Source organism: Spirochaetota bacterium, from assembly GCA_004297825.1.
In the GTDB taxonomy this organism is placed as follows: Bacteria; Spirochaetota; UBA4802; order UBA4802; family UBA5368; genus FW300-bin19.
On the sequence record SCSX01000027.1, the window covers coordinates 1 to 22,408 of the forward strand.

Here is a 22,408-nt window from a genome sequence, read left to right on the forward strand (position 1 = left end):
TCTTCCGGGGTGAAACGCCGTCTCTTACTCTTGGTCATGTGATCCTCCTATAAATATCTCGGAGGATTTACTAGCTTATTTTTACCCTATTTTTTTCCCGTTTTCAATGAAGCGCGACAAGCGCTCTTTCTGAAGATTCCGGCGTATTGGCTTGCAAGTCCGGTCGATATCTTCGTCCTATACATATAAAATTTCAGTTAAATTCAGAAACTGAGGTTTTTATATGCGCCTTAAAAGAATTATAAATTTTATACTGCTATTCTCTATAACATCCATATCTGCCAGTTCTGACACGCCTGAAAAAATGGACACTGATTTAAATTTTATTATTGGTGCGGGCGCAGTTTATAGGCCTGTTTTTACCGGATCAAGGTATTATGAGTTGATGTTAATACCAAATATATCAATAGATTATAAAAACAGACTGTTTTTATCGGTTGAGGGTTTAAGATTTCATTTAATCAAAGGTTACGGATTAAGCATAGGGCCTGTTGCAAAATACGATTTTGGCCGTGAGGAGAGCGGCGATGATCTATTAAGCATCTTTCGAATTGCAGGGGAAAAACAACCTGATCTTAAAGGGCTGGGTAGTGTAAATGGCACAATCGAATTGGGTGTATTTTCTGAATATAGATACAAACTATTCACATGGAAAATCAACCTGTATCAGGGTGTAAACGGGCATAAAAGCTCTAATGGAGACACTGGGCTGAATTATCGTGGAATCATCAAGCTCTGGGCTCCGATCATCTACGCCATGGGTCCCCATGCAGTCTTCGCGGGATCTAAATATAACAACACCTATTATGGCATCGATGAAACACAGTCAGCACGATCGGGGCTTAATCCTTATCATGCAGAGAGCGGATTTATTTCCTTTGGTTTCAATTGTTTAGTAATGTATCCGGCTATAGATTCAACTTCATTCTTGTTTTTCGGGGATTATGGTCGTTTATCCAGAGAGATCGGCAATTCACCAGTCATAAAAAAGTATGGCAGTAAAAATCAGTTCACCAGCGGCATTATGATCAATTACCGGTTCAGGTACTGACCCGGTTTACTCAGATAATATGTTATAACTCATTTTTGATGCAAAATAAATTGTGGAAAAGATTTAAAAAATGAACATCGCAAAACTTGCAATCAGGAAACCTGTATTCATTTCTTGTATCGTCATTATTATTCTAATAATGGGATTTATTTCATATAAAAACATTGGTGTTGAAATGCTGCCGGATATCTCATTCCCGACACTTAGCATAACAACCGTTTACCCCGGCTCTTCCCCGAAGGAGATTGAACAGCTGATAACAAAGCCGCTTGAGGATGAGCTCGGTTCTGTCTCGGGAATCAAGCACCTTAGTTCGGAGAGTAAGGAGGGGTTGTCTTTAATAACAGTAGAATTCAGCATGGGAGTAAATCTTGACCGGGCTGCCCAGGATTTGCGCGATAAGATCAGCGTGGCAAAGAATAATCTCCCCGATGATATTACGGATGATCCTGTCGTCTCGAAAATCGATTATGATGCTCAGCCTGTAATACGAATGGCGCTGATATCAGATCTTCCAGCCGGGGATATGTATGACCTTGCCAGAGAGACCATAAAACCGAAACTGGAGAAGATAAATGATGTAGGGAATGTGCAAATAATAGGCGGAAGCCGCAGGGAGATACAGATTGAAATAGATCAGAACAAAATCAATGAGTATGTTGTCCCCATGACCAGGATTGTAAGCCAGATAAAAAGTTCCGGATCAAATGTTCCCATAGGGAAGCAGGAAGAAGGGGTTAAGGAGACTGTGTTCAGGGCGATGGGAGAGTATACTACTCTTGATCAGGTACGCAACACAATGATTTCGTTCTCCGGAGATATAGGGAGCTCCATTAGTGTTAACACGTTAGGCCGGGTTAGTGATGGTACCAAAGATATCGAAAGTATCGGATATATTTATAATTCTCAGAAAAAGAATAATACGCCCGTCCAGTCATGTATATACCTCGATGTAGTTAAGCAGTCCGGTAAGAATAGTGTCACCGTAGCAGATGCCGTTAAGTCAAAAATAGATGAGATAAATACAGATTTAAAGCAGGCTAAAGGGAATTCATATGTAAGAATAACATCGGATCAGTCAAGGTGGATAAAGACCAATGTTGAAGAGACAGTAAGTACCATTATAATGGGAGTAATCCTTGCTGTACTTGTAGTATATCTTTTTCTTGGCAATATCAGATCCACGATTATTACCGGTATAGCCATCCCCAACAGTCTTCTGGGTGCAGTTGTACTGATGGATGTAATGGGATACACCTTCAATATGATGACACTCATGGCGCTTTCATTGGTAGTAGGACTACTTGTTGATGACGCAATTGTTGTCAGGGAGAATATATTCCGGAAAATTGAAGAGGGGCATAACTCGTTTAAAGCTGCTGAACTCGGAACTACAGAGGTTACGCTTGCGGTAATAGCGACGACGCTGGCAATACTCTCCGTATTTTTTCCAATAGGAATGCTCACCGGTGTAATAGGGAGACTGTTCAAGCAATTCGGGTTTACGGTGGTTTTTGCCATGATTGTCAGTCTCTTCGATGCTCTAACTGTCGCGCCCTTCCTGAGTGCATACTTTGCCGGGGATGGTAAAAAGTCACAGAATAAAGTCGTGGTCCTTTTTGAAAAGTTCCAGGTTAAAATGGAGGAGTATTATGTCTCGATTATGGGATACTGTCTTAAACATCCGCTGATTGTTATTATCGCAGCCATTATTATATTTATAAGCAGCATCGGATTTCTCTCCTTCGTTAAACAGACATTTATATCTGAAACTGACAACGGGGAGTTCGCAATAAATATTGAAATGCCTGCAGGTACCAGCCTCAAGGGTACTGGTAAGACAATTTCAAAAATAGAAGAAAATCTCAGAGAGTTCGGGGATATTGATTATTACGGAGTAACGATAGGGAACTCCAATGGTGAAGTAAGAAAAGGGCAGATCAGCTGTTTCCTTCATAAAGACCGAAAGATCAGTACAGTTGAGGTTAAGGAAAAAGTAAGATCTTTCCTCGCAAAATTTGAATTTGCCCATCCTACTGTTAATAACCGGGGCGGGGGAGGCACACCCTATTCACTTATTATATCAGGAAAAGACTTGGTGACAGTGGAGAAATCAGCATCTCTGATTATGGAGCAGGTTCGTGCAATATCTGATCTTACGGACATAGACTCAACGGTGAAAAAGGGGACCGAGGAATTCAGGGTAATTTTCGACCAGATTAAAATGCGTTCTCTCGGTGTATCCAACAGCGTTGTGGGGACGGAACTGAGATGTAATGTGGCGGGAGCCGTAGTGGGAAAATTCCGGGAAAACGGTATTGAATATGACATACGGGCCCGTTTGAATCCGGAGCAGAGGGATATTCGTAAAACATTCTATGACATTAGGGTTCCGAACACGCACAACAGGATGATACCTCTCAGTTCTATATCAAGAGGGGAATTCGCAACCGGATCTGCCCAGATCAGTAGAAGGGATAAAGCTTATGTTGTAAGGATAACAGCCAATCTAACAAAGGACGGAGCCGTTGGCAGTGCCATGGCAAAGACCAGGGAAATTATAAAGAATAAAATACAGCTTCCTTCTGATGTTGCATATTCATTCAGCGGCGATTCTGAAAATTTCGCTGAAACAGGGGCGAGCGTAGTTTTTGCCCTGATTCTGGCGATTGTTTTCATATACCTGGTTCTATCCAGCCTGTATGAATCTTATGTTACGCCGTTTACGATATTACTTGCAATACCATTTGCTCTGACCGGTGCGCTATTGGCGCTCTTTGTGACAGGGGTAATGATCGATCTGTTCAGTATGATCGGAATGGTTATACTCATAGGTATCGTCACGAAGAACTCGATCCTGTTGGTTGACCATGCCGTGCATGGAGTTAACGCGGGGCTTGACCGGAAAGAGGCAATACTGCAGGCCGGGCAGAGAAGGCTCCGGCCGATTTTGATGACAACCTTTGCCATGGTTGCTGGAACAATTCCTCTCGCGCTGGGTATTGGTGAGTCGGCCAAGTTGAGGCAGTCTATGGGAGTATCAATAATCGGGGGGCTTCTGGTATCGACAATGATAACACTAATTGTAGTTCCAGCCGTGTTTGAATACATCGACAGATTCAGGGAGGCAACTGAAAGTAAAATCCTGGTAAGACAGAAAGGGGAATATCTGTAAACAGGAATTAGACAGTTTTATGCTGCATCTTCCGGTGAGGCTGGAATTGCTGCCGGCGAGGAGACGGCAACTTTGCGGAACCTGCGAAGATCATTGAAAAACTCATTTTCTTCCTTAGCAAAGGCAATCGGAAAGAGATCAGCCATTGGGTACGGCGCACAATATAATGCTGGACAGTTCATGCGTGGTGGGTCCTCTATGACCTAATCCTGTCAACCAAGGAATCCTTCATGACCGCGCCCAAACCCTATGCCGATTACAAGTTTCTGGGCGTGAAGCCTTTCACGAAATCGCTCGACGAGGCGGGAATCACCTACACGCTGTTCGCCGACCCGGCCATAGATTTCCTGTTCACCGCGCGGGCCGGGCTTTTCAATCGCGATACTGACGTGATCGAGGTGGGCAAATGCACCAACAGCGACCTCAACGTGTACTTCGCCCAGTTCGGGATCAGGATTACCCCGTCTTACAACTCGTTCATCGTGTTCATCTTCGACCATCACCCCACCCTGGACGAGATGGTCGAAACCGCGACCGGGATCGAGGAGCTCATCATGCGCCACCTGGACGGGGTGGACGTGAACGATATCGTCTCGAAAAAAGACGCTCAATCCTGACGCCGGCGCCGCGGTGACGCCCCCGTTTTCGAAACCCGTATGCTGAACGGTCATCCAGTCCCTCCGGTTGACGAAGCTCCCTCGAATTAGTATCTTTTCCCCAGTCACCTTTCAAAGGAAATCAACAGATGAACTTTCTTCACCTTCGCGCCGCCGGCGGGGACGTGTATCGGAACCTCGCCATCGAGGAATTTCTCCTGGAGCGCGCGCGCGGTTTTGATGTGACGCTATTCACCTGGCACAGCGACGGCGCGGTGGTGATCGGACGCCACCAGAACCCGTGGAACGAGGCGGACCCGCGCTTCCTCGCGCGTCACGGCATCGCGCTCGCCCGGCGCGTGAGCGGGGGCGGGGCGGTCTACCAGGACCGCGGGAACCTCAACTTCTCGTTTATCGCCGGCCGGGGGATTTTCGACATCGACCGGCAGGCGGGCATCGTGCGGGAGGGACTCGCGCGGCTGGGGATATCCGCCGATATCGGACCCCGGAAGGCGATGCTCGTCTCCGGAAAAAAATTTTCGGGAAGCGCCTTTGCGCTCCGTAAGGGAGGCGCGCTCCACCACGGGACGGTGCTCGTGGATACGGATCTCCGCATGATGAGGGCGCTCAGGGGACGGATGCACATCACGAGCCTCCGCGGAACGCTGTCGGAGGCGGCCGACGTCGTAAACCTGTCGTCGATCGTTCCGGGAATAACGGCCGGGGCGGTCGCCGATGCGCTCCTTGCCGCGTGTGAAGCGCATTTCGCACAACGGTTCTCCCGCGCCGGCGAAGCGGAAATCCTCGACGAGGATGCGCTCGCGGGGCTCGTCGCGCGGCAGCGCTCCTGGGGGTGGCGCTACGGCAGCACGCCCGCCTTCGAGACGGAGATCGGGCGTGGGGACAGGCGCTATGCGCTTACCGTCGACCGCGGGCTCGTGGGGCGGATACGCACCCTGCCGGAGGGGAAGATACTCCTGGACGCAGGGGGCGCGCTGCACTTCCGGCGCGACGCGGTGCGGATGGCGATCGAGGGCGCCGAGCGGCGCAGGGTTCCGCGTGTGATGGAAGATTTCGCATAAGCGCGGGCCGCGCAATTTCAGGGCTCGCAATAATTATTTGTTTGTTTCGAGGGGGAGGGTGTGTAAAATGCGGGGCGTTCGCGATTCCGGCGAGGGCCGGGGCGCGGTTTTCGCGGTGCGCATCGTTCGTGGAAATCGTTCCGATTTTATACAAGGGGATACCGCAATGACCGGGAAGTTTCGCAGGGAAAAGGACGTGCTGGGAGAGGTCGAGGTGCCGGAGGACGCCTACTGGGGCGTGAACACCCTGCGCGCCGTCAATAATTTTAAAATCAGCGCCAGGCGGTTTCCCGCGGTCTTTATCGCATCGCTTGCCGAGGTCAAGAAGGCCTGTCTGCTGGCGAACATGGAACAGGGCTCCATAGACGCGGAGAAGGGCGGGGCGCTCCTCACGGCGATGAAGGAGCTTCTGGAAGAAGGAAAATTCCAGGACCAGTTTCCCATCGACATCTTCCAGACCGGTTCGGGGACGCAGACCAACATGAACATGAACGAGGTCCTCGCCAATCGCGCGAACGAGATCCTTGGGCACCCCATGGGACGCAAGAGCCCCGTGCACCCGAACGATCACGTGAACGCCGCGCAGTCCTCCAACGACGCGATTCCCGCGGCCATGAACCTGTCGGCCCTGCACGCGGTGAACGAGACGCTGCTCCCCGCGATGGGGAGGCTGACCGACGCCCTGAAACAGAAGATCGAGGAATTCGAGGGCATCGTGAAGGTGGGCAGAACCCACCTGCAAGACGCCGTTCCCATCCCGCTCTCGATGGAATTCCGGGTGTATAAAAGGCAGGCGGAGGCGGGCGCATCGCGCATAACGGCGGCGTGCGAGGAGCTCATGTTCCTTCCGCTCGGGGGGACCGCCGTGGGAACGGGCATCAACGCGCCCGCGGGCTTCGACCGGATCGCGGTCAAAAAGCTCGCGGAGATCACCGGCTTCCCGCTGAAACCCAACCCCGTCAAGGCGGAGGGGATCGCGTCGCACAACCCGATCGCGGCGCTCTCCGGGGCGCTGCGCCAGCTCGCGCTCGCGCTCATGAAGATGGCGAACGACGTGCGCTGGATGGGAAGCGGCCCACGGGCCGGGCTCTTCGAGCTCGCCCTGCCGGCCAACGAACCGGGCTCGTCCATCATGCCGGGAAAGATCAATCCCACGCAGTCCGAGGCGCTCATCCAGGTGTGCGTGCAGGTGATGGGCAACGACGCCGCGATCGCGATGGCCGAGGGCTTCGGGAGCATCCTGGACCTGAACGTATGCAAGCCGGTCATGATCTGCAACCTGCTCGATTCGGCGGAGATACTGGCAAATGGCGCCGATTCGTTCACGGAGCATTGCCTTAAGGGGCTCAGGGCGAACAGGGAGCATATCGAATCCCAGCTCGCGAGGTCGCTCATGACCGTCACGAACCTGAGCCCGTATATCGGCTACGACCGGTGCGCACAGGTCGCGCAGCAGGCGTTCAGGGAGAACAAGACCATTAAGGAAGTTATCGCGGAGCTCGGCATCGTCATCGAAGGCGATATCGACGCCCTGCTGGATCCGGGGAAGATGGTGTAATCCTCCGGGGGCATGGCTGAACCGCGAATGAACGCTAATGAACGCGAATTTTCGTAAGGCGATGGATCGCCCTGGAGTGGATCGCTAAGTTTTATTAACCCCACTCCTTCAAGAAGAGGGTGAGTCATGAAGAATCCACATTCGCGTTAATTCGCGTATATTCGCGGTTGCTCTATTACGTTGAATTTTAAAAAAAGGTGTCCCCCATAGAGCTCCCTTTCAATATAGGGGGAAGCCCGGAGGGCGGGGGATTGGAGGTTCCCATGAAAGGCACGCTGTCCGAAAAAATACTGAAGGCCCATCTCGTGGAGGGGGATCTCACCCCCGGGAAGGAGATAGGGATCCGCATCGACCAGTCGCTCACGCAGGACGCGACGGGCACTATGGTCTACCTCGAGTTCGAATCGCTCGACCTGAAGCGCGTCAACATCGAGCTCGCGGTGAGCTATATCGACCACAACATAATCCAGACCGACTTCCGCAACGCCGACGATCACCGGTTTTTACAGGGGGCGGCCTCGAAGTACGGGGTCATCCTTTCGCCCGCGGGCAACGGCGTCTCGCACCACGTGCACCGGCAGCGCTTTGGCGTTCCCGGGAAGACGCTCATAGGCTCCGACAGCCACACGACGACCGGGGGGTGCCTGGGGATGCTCGCCATGGGCTCCGGCGGCCTGGAGGTCGCGATGGCGATGGCCGGCAAGCCCTACTACATCAACACGCCCAGAATCTGGGGAATGCGCGTAACGGGCGCCTTTTCGCCGTTCGTCTCGGGCAAGGACCTCATCCTGAAATTGCTGGGCGAGTACACGGCGAAGTCCGGCATCGGCAAGATCATGGAGTTCTTCGGGCCGGGGCTCGCGCACATGGACATTGCCGCGCGCGCGACGGTCGCGAACATGGCGGTGGACATGGGCTTCACTGCCTGCGTGTTCCCCACGGACGCGATCACCAGGGACTACCTTGAGCGCTGCGGGCGCGCAGGAGATTTCAGGGAACTTGCCGCGGACGCGAACGCCGAATACGACGAGGTGACCGATATCGCGTTAGGCGATATAGAGCCGATGGTCGCCCGCCCGGGGAACCCCGACGACGTGACGACCGCCGCCTCGCTCTCCGGCGTGGAGGTGCACCAGGTGATCATGGGCTCCTCCTGCAACGGGGACTTCCGCGATTTCATGATCGCGGCGAAGATGGTCGAGGGAAAGATGCGCCACCCGCAGGTGAGCTTCGAGATCAACCCGGGCAGCCGCGAGACCCTTGACAACGTGATCGCCGCCGGGGGGCTCAAGCTCCTGCTGGAGGCCGGGGCGCGCGTGCACGAACCGGGCTGCCTGGGATGCATCGGGATAGGACAGGCGCCGGCGACGGGGACCAATTCCCTGCGCACCTTCCCGCGTAATTTCAAGGGACGCAGCGGCACGAAGGACGACGCGGTGTACCTGTGCTCGCCCGAGACCGCGGCCGCGTCGGCGCTCACGGGCAGGATCACGGACCCGCGCACCACAAAAACCTACCCGTCGATATCGTACCCCAAAAACTATCTGCACAACATGGCGTGGTTCCTCCAGCCGTCCCCCGATCCCGATTCTGTCACAATCGTGAAGGGCCCCAACATCCAGCCCATGCCGCGCTTCGGCGCGCTCGAGGACGACCTGGAGGGGGAGGTGCTTCTCAAGCTGGGGGACAATATCAGCACCGACATTATAATGCCGGCGGGCAACCGCGTGCTCCCCTACAGGAGCAATATCCCCGCGATCGCGGAGTTCGTCTTCGACGTCGCGGACGAGGGCTTCGCGAAGCGCGCGAAGGAGAAGGGCGGTGGCTTCATCGTGGGGGGCGACAATTACGGGCAGGGCTCCAGCCGTGAGCACGCGGCCCTCGCGCCGCGCTACCTTGGGGTGCGCGCGAAGATCGTGAAGAGCCTCGCGCGGATTCACAAGTCCAACCTGATCAATTTCGGGATCATCCCGCTCGTCTTCAGGGACAAGGGCGATTACGACGCGATCGCGCAGGGGGAGCGGATCCGGATCCCCGGCATACGCGCGCTCATCGCCTCCGGCGCGACCGAGATTCCCGTCGAGGTGGGCGGGAGAAAGATCGTCGCGCTGCTGGAAGTATCGGACCGCCACAGGAAGATACTCCTGGCGGGGGGCATGCTGAACCTCGCGAGGCAGGGATGACCATGGAGAAGGTGAGCATCATAGGCAGCGGCAACGTGGGCGCCAACACCGCGTTCTTCATCGCCGAGAAGGGCATCACGAACGTATTCCTCTACGACGTCGTGGACGGCCTCTCGACCGGAAAGGCGCTGGACATGATGGAAGCCGCTCCCATGCGCGGGTACCGCAACAGGATCAGCGGCATAGGCGATATCGCCGATATCGCCGGTTCGGAGACGGTGATCATTGCCGTGGGGGCCGGGTGCTCCCTGGGGACGAAGCGCGAGGACCTTCTCACGCTGAACTGGCCGGTCGTGAGCGATGTCATGGAGCAGATACGGAAATCGTCCCCCAATTCGATCGTCGTCGTCGCGACCGAGCCGGTGGACCTGCTCGTGACCATGATCGCCCGGAACTTTCCCATACCGCGCGAGAGGCTTATCGGCCTGGGCGGGATCCTCGACGCGACGCGCCTGAAATCTGCCGTTGCGCGCGAGCTCTCCGTCTCGCCCGACGACGTTGCCGCGATGGTGATCGGGCGTCACTCGTCCGACATGGTCGTGCTTCCCGAGTACACGCGCGTATCGGGCATCCCGGTGGACAGGCTCCTGTCCGCGGAAAAGATCGACGCCCTCAAGGCGGAGATCGCCGGCGCCGGCGCCCTCATGGCCGAGCTCGCCGAGTGCCCGGGCACCTATTACACGCCCTCGGCCGCGGCGGCGGAGGTCGTGGATGCGATCCACATGGACCTGAAAAGGATACTGTCGATCTCGACAGTGCTGAACGGCGAGTACGGAATCTGCGGCGCGGCGCTGTCGCTTCCGTGCGTCATCGGAAAGAACGGCGTCGAGAAGGTTCTGGAACCGGTCCTGAACGGCGCCGAGCGCGACGCCCTGGACCGGAGCGTCGCGGCGATCAAGGAAATAGTGTCTACGTGCACGGAATGACCTCATCCCCCCGGCCCCCTTCTCCCCGGGGGAGAAGGGGGAGATCTGGGGTGTGCGGGTGATTAGAAAGGATGTATTTGGGTTATGTAAAATAAATTCAGGAGAACCATAGTAGATGGAGCTTTCACCACAAAAGATATATGAGGGTTACAATAGTATTTTAAGAAACATTGTGCCAGGAATTATTATACTGTTTCCATTCATTGTTTCTTTTGGATCTGATTTCCTTAAAGAAAACTATTATATTATTATAATAACTTATTTAATAGTTGAAGTGCTCTCCTACGGCATTTTTGATGGCATTGGTTATCTCTACCTTAGAAAAATTAAAGAAAAAGGAAAAAAAGACAACATTCTCAAGAAATTAAAAAACGGATTGCAGTTGATGCTTCCTCGCTGCGAATTCATAAGATGTATTATAGCTATATCTCTGCAGCTTTTATGGTTCATTGTTTCACTTCCCGTGAGATGTTTTTGGATTATTATTTCCCCTACCTTTTATGAGTATTCAATTCAATTAGAAAATAAAATAAACGAATTACTTAGAAGTAAAAATTTTCCAACAATAAGATATGTTGAATATAAAGAGCTGCAAGATACAAAGAAGTATAGATTATGTTTTGGAGATCATTCTGCAATTCATATCCTAAATTCGTATATGGTACTTTGTGATATCTCAATCATTGGCTTGATATTGGTATTGTTGGTTGCATTACTCGCAAAAATATTCAGTAATAATGATATTTTAACAAACAATATCATTTATTCATTTGATTGTTATGTGCTGGCTTGGGGTTCTTTTTTGTTATTGGCAATCCTTTTTCCTTTGAAAAGAATAATAAAGTATTCATTGCCTTATATAGAGCTAGATCAGTTGGAAAAATTTGGTATCGATAATTTTGGAAACTTAATGCAGGAATTTAGGAATAAACGAGATGAGGTAGACATTTTTGGTAATGAAAAAACTACCCGCGATTTTCATGTTGTCGATACTGTGCGTTATAAATCTCCTTCCTCACTTAAACCACATCCAAACAACAAGCGTCGTCATCGCGAGTGAACTGTATGAATAATATGTATATTGGATATCAGCTAGCATCTTTCCACACTCCCCTCTCCTATGGGAGAGGGGCCGGGGGTGAGGTCGTATGAAAAAGGTCAGCGTGATTGGCGCGGGGAACGTGGGCGCGACGGCGGCGTATTATATCGCCGAAAAGAACATCGCGGACATCGTCATGGTGGACGTGGACGGCGGGATGGCGGGGCGCAAGGCGCGCGATTTCATGCACTCTGCGGCGCTCAGGAACTACGGCGGGAGCATCACCGGCACGTCCGATTATGCGGAGACCGCGGGATCGGACGCGGTGGTCGTGACGGCCGGGGTGCCGCGCAAGCCCGGCATGGACCGCATGGACCTCCTGAAGATAAACGCGTCCATCGTGCAGCAGGTCTCGCAGGAGATCGCCCGGCACTGTCCGGGCGCGGTGGTCGTCGTGGTCACGAACCCGCTCGACATCATGGCGGGGCTCGTCCTCAGGGAGACCGGCTTCGCGATCAGGAAGGTCGTGGGAATGGCCGGGGCGCTCGACTCCACGCGCTTCCGCTACTTCATTGCGGAAAAATTGAACGTGTGGCCCGGCGATGTGACAGCGATGGTGCTGGGCGGTCACGGCGACGAGATGGTGCCCCTCAAGGGCTACACCTCGGTCGGGGGCATTCCGCTCCCCCAGCTCTTGGACGACGACGCAATCGAAGAGATGGTGAAGAGGACGCGCAACGGCGGCGCGGAGATCGTGAAATACTTGAAGACGGGAAGCGCCTTCTATGCCCCGGGCGCGAGCGCGGCGTCCATGGTGGAGGCGGTGCTCAAGGACCAGAAACGGATCATGGCGGCGAGCGCCTTCCTGCGTGGGGAATACGGGTACCGCTCCATCTTCCTGGGGGTGCCCGTGCTGCTCGGGAAAAACGGCGTGGAAAAGGTGATCGAGCTCGAGCTTCACGCCGACGAAAAAAAGGCGCTGGACGCATCGGCGGACGCGGTGAGGGAAGGGCTTGAGATGCTGGACAGCTTCTATACGCCGGGAGGTGCGATCAAATGAAACACCAGTTCGACGCGATCATCGTGGGCGCGGGGGGCGCGGGACTGTACGCGGCGCTCGAGGCGAGCAGGACTGCGAAGACCGCCGTGCTCTCCAAGCTCTATCCCATACGAAGCCACACCGGGACCGCCCAGGGGGGTATCGGCGCCGCGCTCGGAAGCGTGGAGGAGGACAGGCCCGAATGGCACTGCTTCGATACGGTCAAGGGAGGCGACTACCTTACCGACCAGAAGGCGGCGCAGATACTGGTCGAGGACGCCGTTGAAGCGGTCTACCACCTGGAGAACCTGGGACTGCCCTTCAGCAGAACCCCCGACGGGAAGATCGACCAGCGGCGGTTCGGCGGGCACACGCGCAATTTCGGCGAGGCGCCGGTGAAGCGCGCCTGTTACGCGGCCGACCGCACCGGGCACATGATACTCCAGACGCTCTACCAGCAGTGCATCAAGAACGGCGTCCGCTTCTTCGACGAGTTCCATGTGCTCGAGGCGCTCATCGACGGCGACAGGTGCAACGGCGTCGTCGCGCTCGAGCTCGCGACCGGCGAGATCCACACCTTCCATTCCAAGGCGACCTTCTTTGCGACCGGCGGGTTCGGGCGCATCTTCAAGACAACCTCGAATGCCTACGCCAACACGGGCGACGGGCCGGCCGTGCTCGCGCGCGCGGGGGTGCCCATGGAAGATATGGAGTTTTTCCAGTTTCATCCCACGGGGATCTACCGCATGGGCATCCTCATCACCGAGGCCGTGCGCGGCGAGGGCGGGATACTGCGCAACCGCGCGGGCGAGCCCTTCATGGAGCGTTATGCGCCAAAGCTGAAGGACCTCGCGCCGCGCGACATGATCAGCCGCGCGATCATCGACGAGCTCAGGAAGGGGAGCGGCATACGGGGCGACGGGAAGATCGACGACTACGTGTACCTGGACGCGACGCACATCGGCAGGGAGGCCATCGACAAAAAGCTCCCGGACATCGCGGGATTCTGCCGCACCTACCTCGGGGTGGACCCGGCCGACAAGCCCATCCCCGTCCAGCCCACGGCGCACTACGCGATGGGCGGCATTCCCACCGACCTGTGGGGGCGCGTTGTGCGCAATGCGAAGGGCGACGTCTACGAGGGGCTCTACGCGGCCGGCGAGTGCGCCTGCGTCTCCGTGCACGGCGCGAACCGGCTGGGAACGAACAGCCTGGTGGACATCATCGTATACGGAAAGAGGGCGGGGACCGATATAGCCAGGTATGTCAGGGACGCGGATTTCGGCCCGCTGCCCGAAACCGCCGACGACCGGGCGCGCGCGGGCGTGAAGGCGCTCGTGACGGGTACGCGGGGGAAGCCACGCGGCGAGATCACGGCGCGCATGCAGGAGACGATGATGGAGCTCGTGGGCGTCTACCGCGCCGCGGACGAGATGAAGGCGGCGATCGCCGCCCTGCGCACCCTCCGCGGCGAGTACCGCGAGGTCCGCGTCGCGGATACCGGCAAGGGGTTCAATACCGAGCTCCTGGAGGTCCTGGAGTTAGGGAACCTTCTCGACATCGCCTGGATGACCGCGCTGGCGGCCGCGAACCGTACGGAAAGCAGGGGTGCGCACTCGCGCGTCGACTTCCCCGAACGGGACGACACGAACTGGCTCAAGCACAGCATGATCCGCCTGGTCGGTGACGGCTACGAGATCGGCTACAAGGACGTGGACATCTCGCTCTACCCGCCCAAGCCGCGGGTATATTGAGAGGCGAAGGCGGGGTGAAAGAAGCGAATGAATCGGGAGATCGGATTCCGGAAAGGTCTATTGGAACAATAACTGGCGCGTAACGTTGTGCCCCTCCCCCTTGATGGGGGAGGCTGGGTGGGGGTGAAGAAGCATCGACACTGAATAAGCATCTTCACCCTCCCCTGACCCCTCCCATCAAGGGAGGGGAATTTCCCAGCGGTTCCGCCTGATGAACGCGCAAGGAGGTCCCATGAAGATCACGCTGAAGATAAAACGGTACAACGGCGAGAAGGACGCGCAGTCGTATTTCCAGGAATTCACGCTGGAGGCGCAGCCCGAGGACCGGTTGCTGGACGCGCTCCTTGCCGTGAAAACGAAGATGGACGACACGCTCGCGTTCAGGAAGAGCTGCGCGCACGGGATCTGCGGCTCCGACGCGATGGTGGTGAACGGGGTCGAAAGGCTGGCATGCAAGACCCTCATCCGGGACGTCGTCACCGCGGAATCGGCGTTGATTACCGTGGAGCCGCTCAGAAGCCTCCCCGTGCAAAGGGACCTCATGGTCAGACAGGACGCATTCTTCGAGAAGTTCCGGGCGGTAAAGCCCTTCCTTATAAACGACGAGCCCGCCGGCGGGAGGGAGCGCCCCCAGTCGCCCGAGGAGCGCGCGCGTTTCGACGACACCACGAACTGCATCCTGTGCGCCGCGTGCTACTCGTCCTGCCCGGTGCTCAGGGACAAGGACCCCCGGTTTATAGGGCCCGCGGCAATCGTGAACGCCGCGCGCTTCCTCTTCGACAGCCGCGACCGCGGTTTCGCGCAAAGGCTTCCGATGCTCGACCACGAGGACGGGGTGTGGCCGTGCGAAAACCATTTCAACTGCACCAGGGTGTGCCCGCGGGGCATCAAGGTCACGAAGAACATCAACGCGACGAAGGCGCAGATAAAGACGTTCAGGGAGAAGGACGGGTCATGAGGCGCGTAACGGGCCGGCCGCTCCGCTTCCCGGCGCCGGTCGGGGAATGGTGCGGAACGGGGCCGCGCGCCGATGCGCGGACGGGATTGTCAATAAATTTCCAGGAGGGGTGGATATGGGCGGCTACTACGACACGGAGGACCTCGCCGATTTTCAGAACATCGCCGAGTTCGCAAATGAGCAGGGAGAGGCTTTTTTCCGCTACTACCAGGCGGCTTTGGGCGAGGGCGCGCTGACCGAGAGGGAGAAGTCGCTTATCGCGCTTGCCGTCGCGGCGGTCGAAAAATGCCCGTACTGCATCGACGCGTATACGACGAAATGCCTTTCGCTGGGGATTTCGAACGACGAAATGATGGAAGCGATCCATACCGGCGCCGCGATGGCCGCCGGCGTGATACTGGCGCACTCGACGCAGATGCGCAAGATCGTCAAGAAGAAGGAGATGTGATGGACGGACGGGAACAGCTCGGGTTGCTGCGCGGAACGGGCAGGTGCGCGCCCTTCTCCGAAACGCTGGCAGGGGCCGATAAGGGACCGATCCGCGCCGAAAAGATCGATATCCTCCAGCTCAACCTGGGGACGCGCTGCAACCTCGCCTGCGGGCACTGCCACGTGCAGGCCGGGCCTCGCGGGGACAAGGCCATGTCGCGCGAGGTGCTGGCGCGCTGCCTGGACCTTGCGTGCGACGGGGAGGTTTCGGTCGTCGATATCACGGGCGGCGCCCCGGAACTGAACCCGCACCTGGAATGGTTTCTGGGGGAGGCCGGCGCGCTCGGGAAGCGGCTCATCGTGCGCTCGAACCTCGTAATACTGCTGGAAGAGGGATACGAACGATTCATTGAAATCTACGCGAAAAACCGTGTCGAGGTCGTAAGCTCGCTGCCCGACTGGCGCGCGGCGAGGGCGGACCGGCAGAGGGGCGCGGGAAGCTTCGACCGGATCATCCGCGCTATCCGGCTATTAAATGAACGGGGATACGGGCGGGAATCGAGCGGCCTGGTACTGGACCTGGTCCACAACCCGGCGGGGGCCTATCTGCCCGGACCTCAAAAGGCGCTTGAGCGGGAATACCGTAAACGTCTTCTCGATGACCACGGTGTGGTCTTCAACGGCCTTTATTCCATTACGAACCTGCCGATCGGGCGCTTCCTTGAATACCTCGTGAGGTCGGACAACCTGGTCGACTACATGGCGGATCTGTGCGGGGCGTTCAACCCGGCGGCGGTGGACCGGGTCATGTGCAGGACCACCCTCTCGGTGGGATGGGACGGCTCCCTGTACGATTGCGATTTCAACCAGGCGCTCGGCCTGCCCGTACGACGCGGGATGCCGGGCAACGTCGCGGACTTCGATCCGGGCCGCCTGCGCGAAAGGGAGATCGTCATCGACAATCACTGTTACGGCTGCGTCGCCGGCTCCGGCTCGTCCTGCCAGGGCGCGACGGTGAGCTGACAATGCAACTGCGCAATTGAAAGGCGCTTGTTCATGGCCGTTCCCCTCCCCCTTGATGGGGGCCGCTCACGGACATCCGTGTCCTCCGCGGCATTCGTACATCCTGTACATCGAGGCCGGGTGGGGGTGAGAAAGCATCGAACAAGTTTGAGCATTCTCACCCTCCCCTGACCCCTCCCATCAAGGGAGGGGGATGTGGGCGCACTAAGCATGGTATTTGAAAGGAGGTCTTGCGATGAAATACGAATTGCTCGGGAACAGCGGGCTCAGGGTTTCGGAGCTCTGCCTGGGGACCATGACATTCGGTTCGGACTGGGGGTGGGGCGCGGCGCGCGAGGAATGTAAAAAGATGTTCGACGCCTTCGTGAAGGAAAACGGCAATTTCATCGACACGGCGAACCACTACACGAACGGAACGAGCGAGAAGCTCGTGGGCGAATTCATCGCCGGCGAGCGCGCGCACTTCGTGATCGGCACGAAGTATACGCTCAACGGATCGCCCGCCGATCCCAACGGCGGGGGGAACCACCGGAAGAGCATGGTGCAATCGCTCGATGCGAGCCTGAAGCGCCTCAACACCGACTACATCGACATCTACTGGGTCCACGCCTACGACGGCCTGACGCCCGTCGAGGAGGTGATGCGCGCGCTGGACGACCAGGTACGCGCGGGAAAGATTCTTTACGCCGGGATATCCGACGCGCCCGCCTGGCTCATCGCGCAGGCGAACACGATCGCGTCGCTGCGCGGCTGGTCGCCCTTCATCGCGATCCAGGTCCAGTACAATCTCGTCGAGCGCACGCCGGAGCGGGACCTCCTCCCGATGGCGCGCGCGCTCGGGATCGGCATCACCTCGTGGTCGCCCCTGGCGATGGGCGTGCTCACGGGGAAGTACAACCGGAACGACGGCGCGCCGCGAAGATTCTCGAAAAGCGACGCGATGGCCGCGGTTTATGTGAACGAGCGGAACCTCGCGATCGCAAAGGGGGTGGCCGATATCGCCTCCGAGGCGGGAAGGACCCCGTCCCATGTCGCCATAAACTGGATCCGGCAGAAGAACGCGTACGGCGTTCCCCTTCCCATCATCGCGGGAAGGACGGAGGCACAGTTAAAAGACAACATGGCCTGCCTGGATTTCACGCTCACCCCGGCGCAGATGGACCGCCTTGACGCGCTGAGCGCGATAACCCTCGGCTTCCCGCATGATTTCCTGGGGAGCCCCGGGGTGCGGGAGCTCATCCACGGAAAGACCGAACCCCTTATAAATCCGCGCCGTTAAGCGACAGGCATGGGAGTTCTCCTTTTCCTGCTCGTCTGGTTTTCGATGCTCGCGGCCGGCTTCTGGTACGCCGGGCGGCGCCTCTCGCCCGCGGGCCGGCTGAGCGCCGCCGGAAAAAAGACCCGACGGGCGATACTCATTCTCCTCTTCGCGCTTTCACAGGCGCACGTGCTCCTGCTCATGGCCGGGCACGAGTCCGCGTTGAGCGACTGGTTCGCGTGGCCGGGTTACGTCATGCTGGGCGCGCTCTCGGTGCTGGTCACGATGCTCGCGTTTCGTGACGCCGCGCTCGCCGCTTATGCAATAGCGCATAACGCGATCGCGCGCGTGAGACGCCGCGGGCCCGCGAACGCCCCGGCTCCCCCGGTCGGGAGCGTGGACCGCCGCGCGTTCCTGGTGCGGTCGTCCAACCTGGCGCTGCTCGCGCTCACCGGCTGCGCGGGGGCGTACGGGTTCGCCGAGGCGCAGCACGGCCTCGCGATCGAGCGGGTGCGCGTCCCCGTGCGGGGGCTTCCCGGCGCGTTCGAGGGATTCCGGATCGCGCAGTTTACCGACCTGCACGCGGGCCCCACGATCAAGCGTCCCTTTATCGAAAAGGTGGCGTCCCTCGTCACCTCGCTCAATCCGGACCTTATCGCCTGCACGGGCGACCTCGCGGACGGCACGCCCGCGTGGCTCGGGCGCGAGCTTGAGCCGCTTCGGGGGCTCGCCGCCCCGTATGGAAAATATTTCGTGACCGGGAACCACGAGTATTATTCGGACGCGCCCGCATGGATACTGGAAGCGGAACGCCTCGGCTTCACGGCGCTCATGAACGCGCACCGGGTGATCGAGAAGCAGGGGGCGCGCATGGTCGTCGCGGGCGTGACCGACTACGGGGCGGGCGACTTTTTCCCGGAACAGGAATCGGACCCGGAAGGGGCGCTGCGCGGTGCGCCGGGGGGCGTCGTGAAACTGCTTCTCGCGCATCAGCCCCGCAGCCTCTACGCCGCTGCCGCGGCCGGGTACGACGTGCAGATATCGGGACACACGCACGCCGGGCAGTTCTTCCCGTGGAACCTGCTGGTCGCGCTGAGCCAGCCGTACATCCGGGGGCTCCATGAATTCAGGGGGACGCGCATCTATGTCAGCAGGGGAACGGGTTACTGGGGGCCGCCCCTGCGCCTCATGACGCCGCCCGAGGTGACCCTCATCACCCTCGAGCCCGATGAAGCGGGGCTGACTTCCGCCAAAATTTAAAAGCAGGCTAATCAACGGAAAGGGAGAGGCGGAGATTGAAGAGATGGAGGGGATAACATTCGGGAAAAGGCGGATTAACCGCGAATATACGCGAACAAACGCCAATGATTTTCTGGATTTGCGTTCATTCGCGTTCATTCGCGGTTGATTACACGGGAAGGGGGCACAGCGATGCGGGAACAAGGCGGCGAAAATTCGAGCGTGATGGCAAGGGTCCGCGAGATCAAGCGGGGGCTCCTCGCCGAGGTGATCAGGCTGCTCGAAAAAGACTACGAGATGGACATGAACCTCGCGGACAAGATCGTTGCCGGCTATTTCCGCGAGGGGTTCCTTCCCGGCTATTACTTCCTGAGCACCGGCGCCGGGGAGATCGCCGGCCACGTGTTCATCACCACGCAGATCCTCAACGCGAACACGGAGTCGATCGTCCACGAGAGCGGCGACGGAAAGGCGCTCACCTACTTCGTGAACGTGGGTAGGGACTTTCCCGGAAAGCTCGCGCGCGTGATCGAGGAAAACCTGGCGATGGAGATCGTCTCCTACAATTCCGTAAAGACCGAGTCGGGGATCCGGATCATGACCCTGGAGAAATCGGGACGCGCGGCGCTTCCCCCCGCCGACGAGGACAGGGCCTTCATGGATGCCGCGTTGCGCGACATTCGGGAGAGCGGGAGCCCGCACGCGGAGCGGTTCCTGGAAAGCCTTCCCCTGAACTACCTGAACAAGGAGGTGAACCTCGCCCGGGCGAAGCCGCGCATCCGGCGGCACCTGGAGCTCTTTGGCCGGGCGATGGGCGCGCCGGGGACGGTGACCCTCGTGGAAGAGGCGAGCGGCGGGGGCGAGTGCCTGGGCTACGATTGCGAGGTCCGGGTTTCGATCGCGGCGCGCAACCCCGGACCGCGCTTCGTCCTGGACGCCCTGCGGGTCTTCGAGCGCGCCGGGGTGAATCTGGTCCGCTCCAACTACGATACCTTCAGGGCCCGCGAGGGCGCGGATTCCGTGGCCATCCTCACGCTCTACACGCTGGACGGCCGCGGCCTGGACCCGATCGCCGCGGAGCTGGGCTCGTCCGGTTCGGGGACGCTCTCCGACCGGGAGATTTCAGAGTCGCTTCTCGCGAAGGAGCTCGGGGACATCATGCGGGCGCTCGCCGCGGGGGACGAATCGCGGGGTCCCCTGGAGCGGCTGCGTACGCTCGCCCGGCGGAACGCCGACGAAGGTTCCGGACCGGAGCCGGGCAACTTCCTCCTGAACGCGGTCACCGATTTTTTCCAGGCGGCCGAATTCCTGGGTATCGCCGGGAACGACGGGATCATGTCCGATATGCTCCGCTTCGAGTCCCTGGGCGAGTTTTACGTGATGAGCAGGAGCGACCGGCGCGGGGGCAACATTCCGGGTTACCGGTTCGCGCATAACTCGCTGCGCGGCCCCCACAAGGGGGGCCTGCGGCTGGACCCCATCGTGCGCTTCGACGAGGTGTGCGCGCTCTCGTTCATGATGACCTGGAAGACCGCGCGCACCAGGGTGCTTTTCGGCGGGGCCAAGGGCGGGCTCGTGATCCGGCCGGCCGACTTCGCGGGGAAAAGACTGGATTTCACCGATACGCTCGCGAATTTCGGCAGGTCGCTCTTCCTGCTGACGGGCCCCCTGCGCGACGTGCCCGCGGGCGACGTGGGATGCGGGGCCGAGGAGATCGGGATTCTCTTCGAGGGATTCAAATCGGCGCTCCGGGACCTGGTCCTGGTCGCGCACGGGATCAAGAAGGGGGTCACGCTTATCGGCCACCGCGTGATACCGCTGGAGGACGCGCGCGCGATGCTCCGCGACCATTTCGATGTCGACTGGACCGACAGGCGCGTGCTCGAGGAGCTCGCCTCGAGCGAGCGCTACCTGGAACTGGTCGCCGCGGCACAGATCACCGGGAAGCCGCGTATGGGTATTGCGGCGCGTACCGGGGCGACGGGCCGCGGTCTCCTCTATGGCGCCCTCGCGACGATCACGAGGCTCTTCCTGGAGGGGCGCTGGGAGGCCGCGGGAAAAATCGACGCGAAGGGAATGGAGTTGCTCCGCAAGGCGGCGGCCTTCGACGAGGAGGCGCAGTTCGCACGCCCGCGTGAGGGAATGGTTTCCGCCGCGGAATGGGAGGAGCTCATGGGCGGCGTGTTCCCCGATCTCCTTGAAGGTAAGAAGATCGTCGTGCAGGGAACGGGGAACGTGGGCGGGGCCCTCCTGAAGGAATTGAAACCGTTCGGGGTAAACCTCGTCGCGGTTTCCGACGCGGGCGGCGCCGTGATCGGCGAGAGGCTCGATATCGATGAGATCGTGCGGGAGGCGGGCTCGTCGCCGGGAAAAACCTGCATCGGGGCGAAACGCAACGTGACGCGAAGAATCGAGGGCGCCGCCCCGGGCGCCGCCGCGCTCGAGGTCGAATGCGACATCCTGTTTCCCTGCGCCCTGGAAAACGTCATCACGGGCGAGGTGGCCGCGCGCGTGCGCGCGCGCCTCGTCGCCAGCGGCGGAAACGGGACCACCACCTCCCGGGGCGAGCGCGTCCTGCACGCGCGGGGAATCGCCGTACTGTACGACTTCCTCGCCAACAGCGGCGGGGTCATAGCCTCGTACTTCGAGTGGCTGCGCAACCTCGCCGAGCGCTTCCGCTACGAGGCGGAGACGATCCGCGCGCGCGCCTTCGATATCGACGACATGGACCCGTACGTGATGCCGGCGTACCGGGACAGGATCAAGGGGATACTCGCGGCGCCGGAATCACCGGGGAGCACGGAGGAGTGGAACGCGGTGATCCGCGACATCATCTTCTGCGCGGTGAACGAGGACAGCCGCTTCGCGGCGGGGCGCGGCGTCCCCGTGAAGACGGCCGGGTTCGCGCGCGCGATCCTGGCGCTCCTGGCGGCGCGTTATGCGGAATTGGATGGGGCCGCGCGGGCGTCCTTCCTGGACGGGCTGGGCGAGACGGCCCGGGGGCTTATCGGCCCCCACCTCCGCCACCCCGAGGTCGCGCTTCTGGAAGCCCGGAGGCGGAGACCCCCGGGAAGGGGGACCCGGTGAGCGAAGGCGCC

16 protein-coding genes are annotated in these 22,408 nt (G+C 58.6%); all 16 read left to right on the forward strand.

What is annotated here, in order from left to right:
* Positions 1-223: 223 nt before the first annotated feature.
* Positions 224-1,051 (forward strand): MipA/OmpV family protein, encoded by an 828-nt coding sequence (locus EPN93_05455; GenBank protein ID TAL37730.1) that lies wholly within the window; start codon positions 224-226, stop codon positions 1,049-1,051.
* Between the two features lie 70 nt (positions 1,052-1,121).
* Positions 1,122-4,226 (forward strand): efflux RND transporter permease subunit, encoded by a 3,105-nt coding sequence (locus EPN93_05460; GenBank protein ID TAL37731.1) that lies wholly within the window; start codon positions 1,122-1,124, stop codon positions 4,224-4,226.
* A 230-nt stretch (positions 4,227-4,456) separates the two neighbouring features.
* Entirely contained in the window at positions 4,457-4,843 is a 387-nt protein-coding gene (locus tag EPN93_05465) for a hypothetical protein (GenBank protein TAL37732.1), read from the forward strand.
* Between the two features lie 128 nt (positions 4,844-4,971).
* Complete coding sequence (locus tag EPN93_05470; GenBank protein ID TAL37733.1) at positions 4,972-5,904, forward strand: hypothetical protein; 933 nt, start codon at positions 4,972-4,974, stop codon at positions 5,902-5,904.
* Positions 5,905-6,070: 166 nt separating this feature from the next.
* Positions 6,071-7,462 carry a class II fumarate hydratase gene (locus tag EPN93_05475; protein ID TAL37734.1) on the forward strand — a complete coding sequence of 464 codons (1,392 nt, stop codon included), beginning with the start codon at positions 6,071-6,073 and terminating at the stop codon, positions 7,460-7,462.
* Positions 7,463-7,725: 263 nt separating this feature from the next.
* Positions 7,726-9,645 carry an aconitate hydratase gene (locus EPN93_05480; protein ID TAL37735.1) on the forward strand — a complete coding sequence of 640 codons (1,920 nt, stop codon included), beginning with the start codon at positions 7,726-7,728 and terminating at the stop codon, positions 9,643-9,645.
* Positions 9,642-10,571, forward strand: coding sequence for a malate dehydrogenase (locus EPN93_05485; GenBank protein TAL37736.1), 930 nt, complete (start codon positions 9,642-9,644; stop codon positions 10,569-10,571). The genes EPN93_05480 and EPN93_05485 overlap by 4 nt, the downstream gene beginning before the upstream one ends.
* Positions 10,572-10,686: 115 nt before the next feature.
* Positions 10,687-11,631, forward strand: a complete 945-nt coding sequence (locus EPN93_05490) for a hypothetical protein (GenBank protein ID TAL37737.1) — start codon at positions 10,687-10,689, stop codon at positions 11,629-11,631.
* Between the two features lie 88 nt (positions 11,632-11,719).
* Positions 11,720-12,670, forward strand: coding sequence for a malate dehydrogenase (mdh, locus tag EPN93_05495; protein ID TAL37738.1), 951 nt, complete (start codon positions 11,720-11,722; stop codon positions 12,668-12,670).
* Positions 12,667-14,403: a succinate dehydrogenase flavoprotein subunit gene (locus EPN93_05500; protein ID TAL37739.1), complete on the forward strand. Its 1,737-nt coding sequence runs from the start codon at positions 12,667-12,669 to the stop codon at positions 14,401-14,403. Before mdh ends, EPN93_05500 begins: the two co-directional genes overlap by 4 nt.
* A 232-nt stretch (positions 14,404-14,635) precedes the next feature.
* Entirely contained in the window at positions 14,636-15,361 is a 726-nt protein-coding gene (locus tag EPN93_05505) for a succinate dehydrogenase iron-sulfur subunit (GenBank protein TAL37740.1), read from the forward strand.
* 115 nt (positions 15,362-15,476) lie between these two features.
* Positions 15,477-15,809 carry a 4-carboxymuconolactone decarboxylase gene (locus EPN93_05510; protein TAL37741.1) on the forward strand — a complete coding sequence of 111 codons (333 nt, stop codon included), beginning with the start codon at positions 15,477-15,479 and terminating at the stop codon, positions 15,807-15,809.
* Positions 15,809-16,813, forward strand: coding sequence for a radical SAM/Cys-rich domain protein (locus EPN93_05515; GenBank protein ID TAL37742.1), 1,005 nt, complete (start codon positions 15,809-15,811; stop codon positions 16,811-16,813). The genes EPN93_05510 and EPN93_05515 overlap by 1 nt, the downstream gene beginning before the upstream one ends.
* 235 nt (positions 16,814-17,048) lie before the next feature.
* Positions 17,049-18,092: an aldo/keto reductase gene (locus tag EPN93_05520; protein ID TAL37743.1), complete on the forward strand. Its 1,044-nt coding sequence runs from the start codon at positions 17,049-17,051 to the stop codon at positions 18,090-18,092.
* A 9-nt stretch (positions 18,093-18,101) separates the two neighbouring features.
* Positions 18,102-19,331, forward strand: a complete 1,230-nt coding sequence (locus EPN93_05525; GenBank protein ID TAL37744.1) for a metallophosphoesterase — start codon at positions 18,102-18,104, stop codon at positions 19,329-19,331.
* Between the two features lie 171 nt (positions 19,332-19,502).
* Complete coding sequence (locus EPN93_05530; protein ID TAL37745.1) at positions 19,503-22,397, forward strand: Glu/Leu/Phe/Val dehydrogenase; 2,895 nt, start codon at positions 19,503-19,505, stop codon at positions 22,395-22,397.
* The last annotated feature ends 11 nt before the right edge of the window (positions 22,398-22,408 follow it).

What these genes read in the sequence shown, in the direction of transcription:
- EPN93_05505 (TAL37740.1), top strand. Translation starts at nt 14,636, where the DNA reads ATGAAGATCACGCTGAAGATAAAACGGTACAACGGCGAGAAGGACGCG.
- EPN93_05520 (TAL37743.1), top strand. Translation starts at nt 17,049, where the DNA reads ATGAAATACGAATTGCTCGGGAACAGCGGGCTCAGGGTTTCGGAGCTC.
- EPN93_05515 (TAL37742.1), top strand. Translation starts at nt 15,809, where the DNA reads ATGGACGGACGGGAACAGCTCGGGTTGCTGCGCGGAACGGGCAGGTGC.
- EPN93_05475 (TAL37734.1), top strand. Translation starts at nt 6,071, where the DNA reads ATGACCGGGAAGTTTCGCAGGGAAAAGGACGTGCTGGGAGAGGTCGAG.
- EPN93_05510 (TAL37741.1), top strand. Translation starts at nt 15,477, where the DNA reads ATGGGCGGCTACTACGACACGGAGGACCTCGCCGATTTTCAGAACATC.
- EPN93_05465 (TAL37732.1), top strand. Translation starts at nt 4,457, where the DNA reads ATGACCGCGCCCAAACCCTATGCCGATTACAAGTTTCTGGGCGTGAAG.
- EPN93_05480 (TAL37735.1), top strand. Translation starts at nt 7,726, where the DNA reads ATGAAAGGCACGCTGTCCGAAAAAATACTGAAGGCCCATCTCGTGGAG.
- EPN93_05460 (TAL37731.1), top strand. Translation starts at nt 1,122, where the DNA reads ATGAACATCGCAAAACTTGCAATCAGGAAACCTGTATTCATTTCTTGT.
- EPN93_05470 (TAL37733.1), top strand. Translation starts at nt 4,972, where the DNA reads ATGAACTTTCTTCACCTTCGCGCCGCCGGCGGGGACGTGTATCGGAAC.
- EPN93_05490 (TAL37737.1), top strand. Translation starts at nt 10,687, where the DNA reads ATGGAGCTTTCACCACAAAAGATATATGAGGGTTACAATAGTATTTTA.
- EPN93_05500 (TAL37739.1), top strand. Translation starts at nt 12,667, where the DNA reads ATGAAACACCAGTTCGACGCGATCATCGTGGGCGCGGGGGGCGCGGGA.
- EPN93_05525 (TAL37744.1), top strand. Translation starts at nt 18,102, where the DNA reads ATGGGAGTTCTCCTTTTCCTGCTCGTCTGGTTTTCGATGCTCGCGGCC.
- EPN93_05530 (TAL37745.1), top strand. Translation starts at nt 19,503, where the DNA reads ATGCGGGAACAAGGCGGCGAAAATTCGAGCGTGATGGCAAGGGTCCGC.
- EPN93_05455 (TAL37730.1), top strand. Translation starts at nt 224, where the DNA reads ATGCGCCTTAAAAGAATTATAAATTTTATACTGCTATTCTCTATAACA.
- mdh (TAL37738.1), top strand. Translation starts at nt 11,720, where the DNA reads ATGAAAAAGGTCAGCGTGATTGGCGCGGGGAACGTGGGCGCGACGGCG.
- EPN93_05485 (TAL37736.1), top strand. Translation starts at nt 9,642, where the DNA reads ATGACCATGGAGAAGGTGAGCATCATAGGCAGCGGCAACGTGGGCGCC.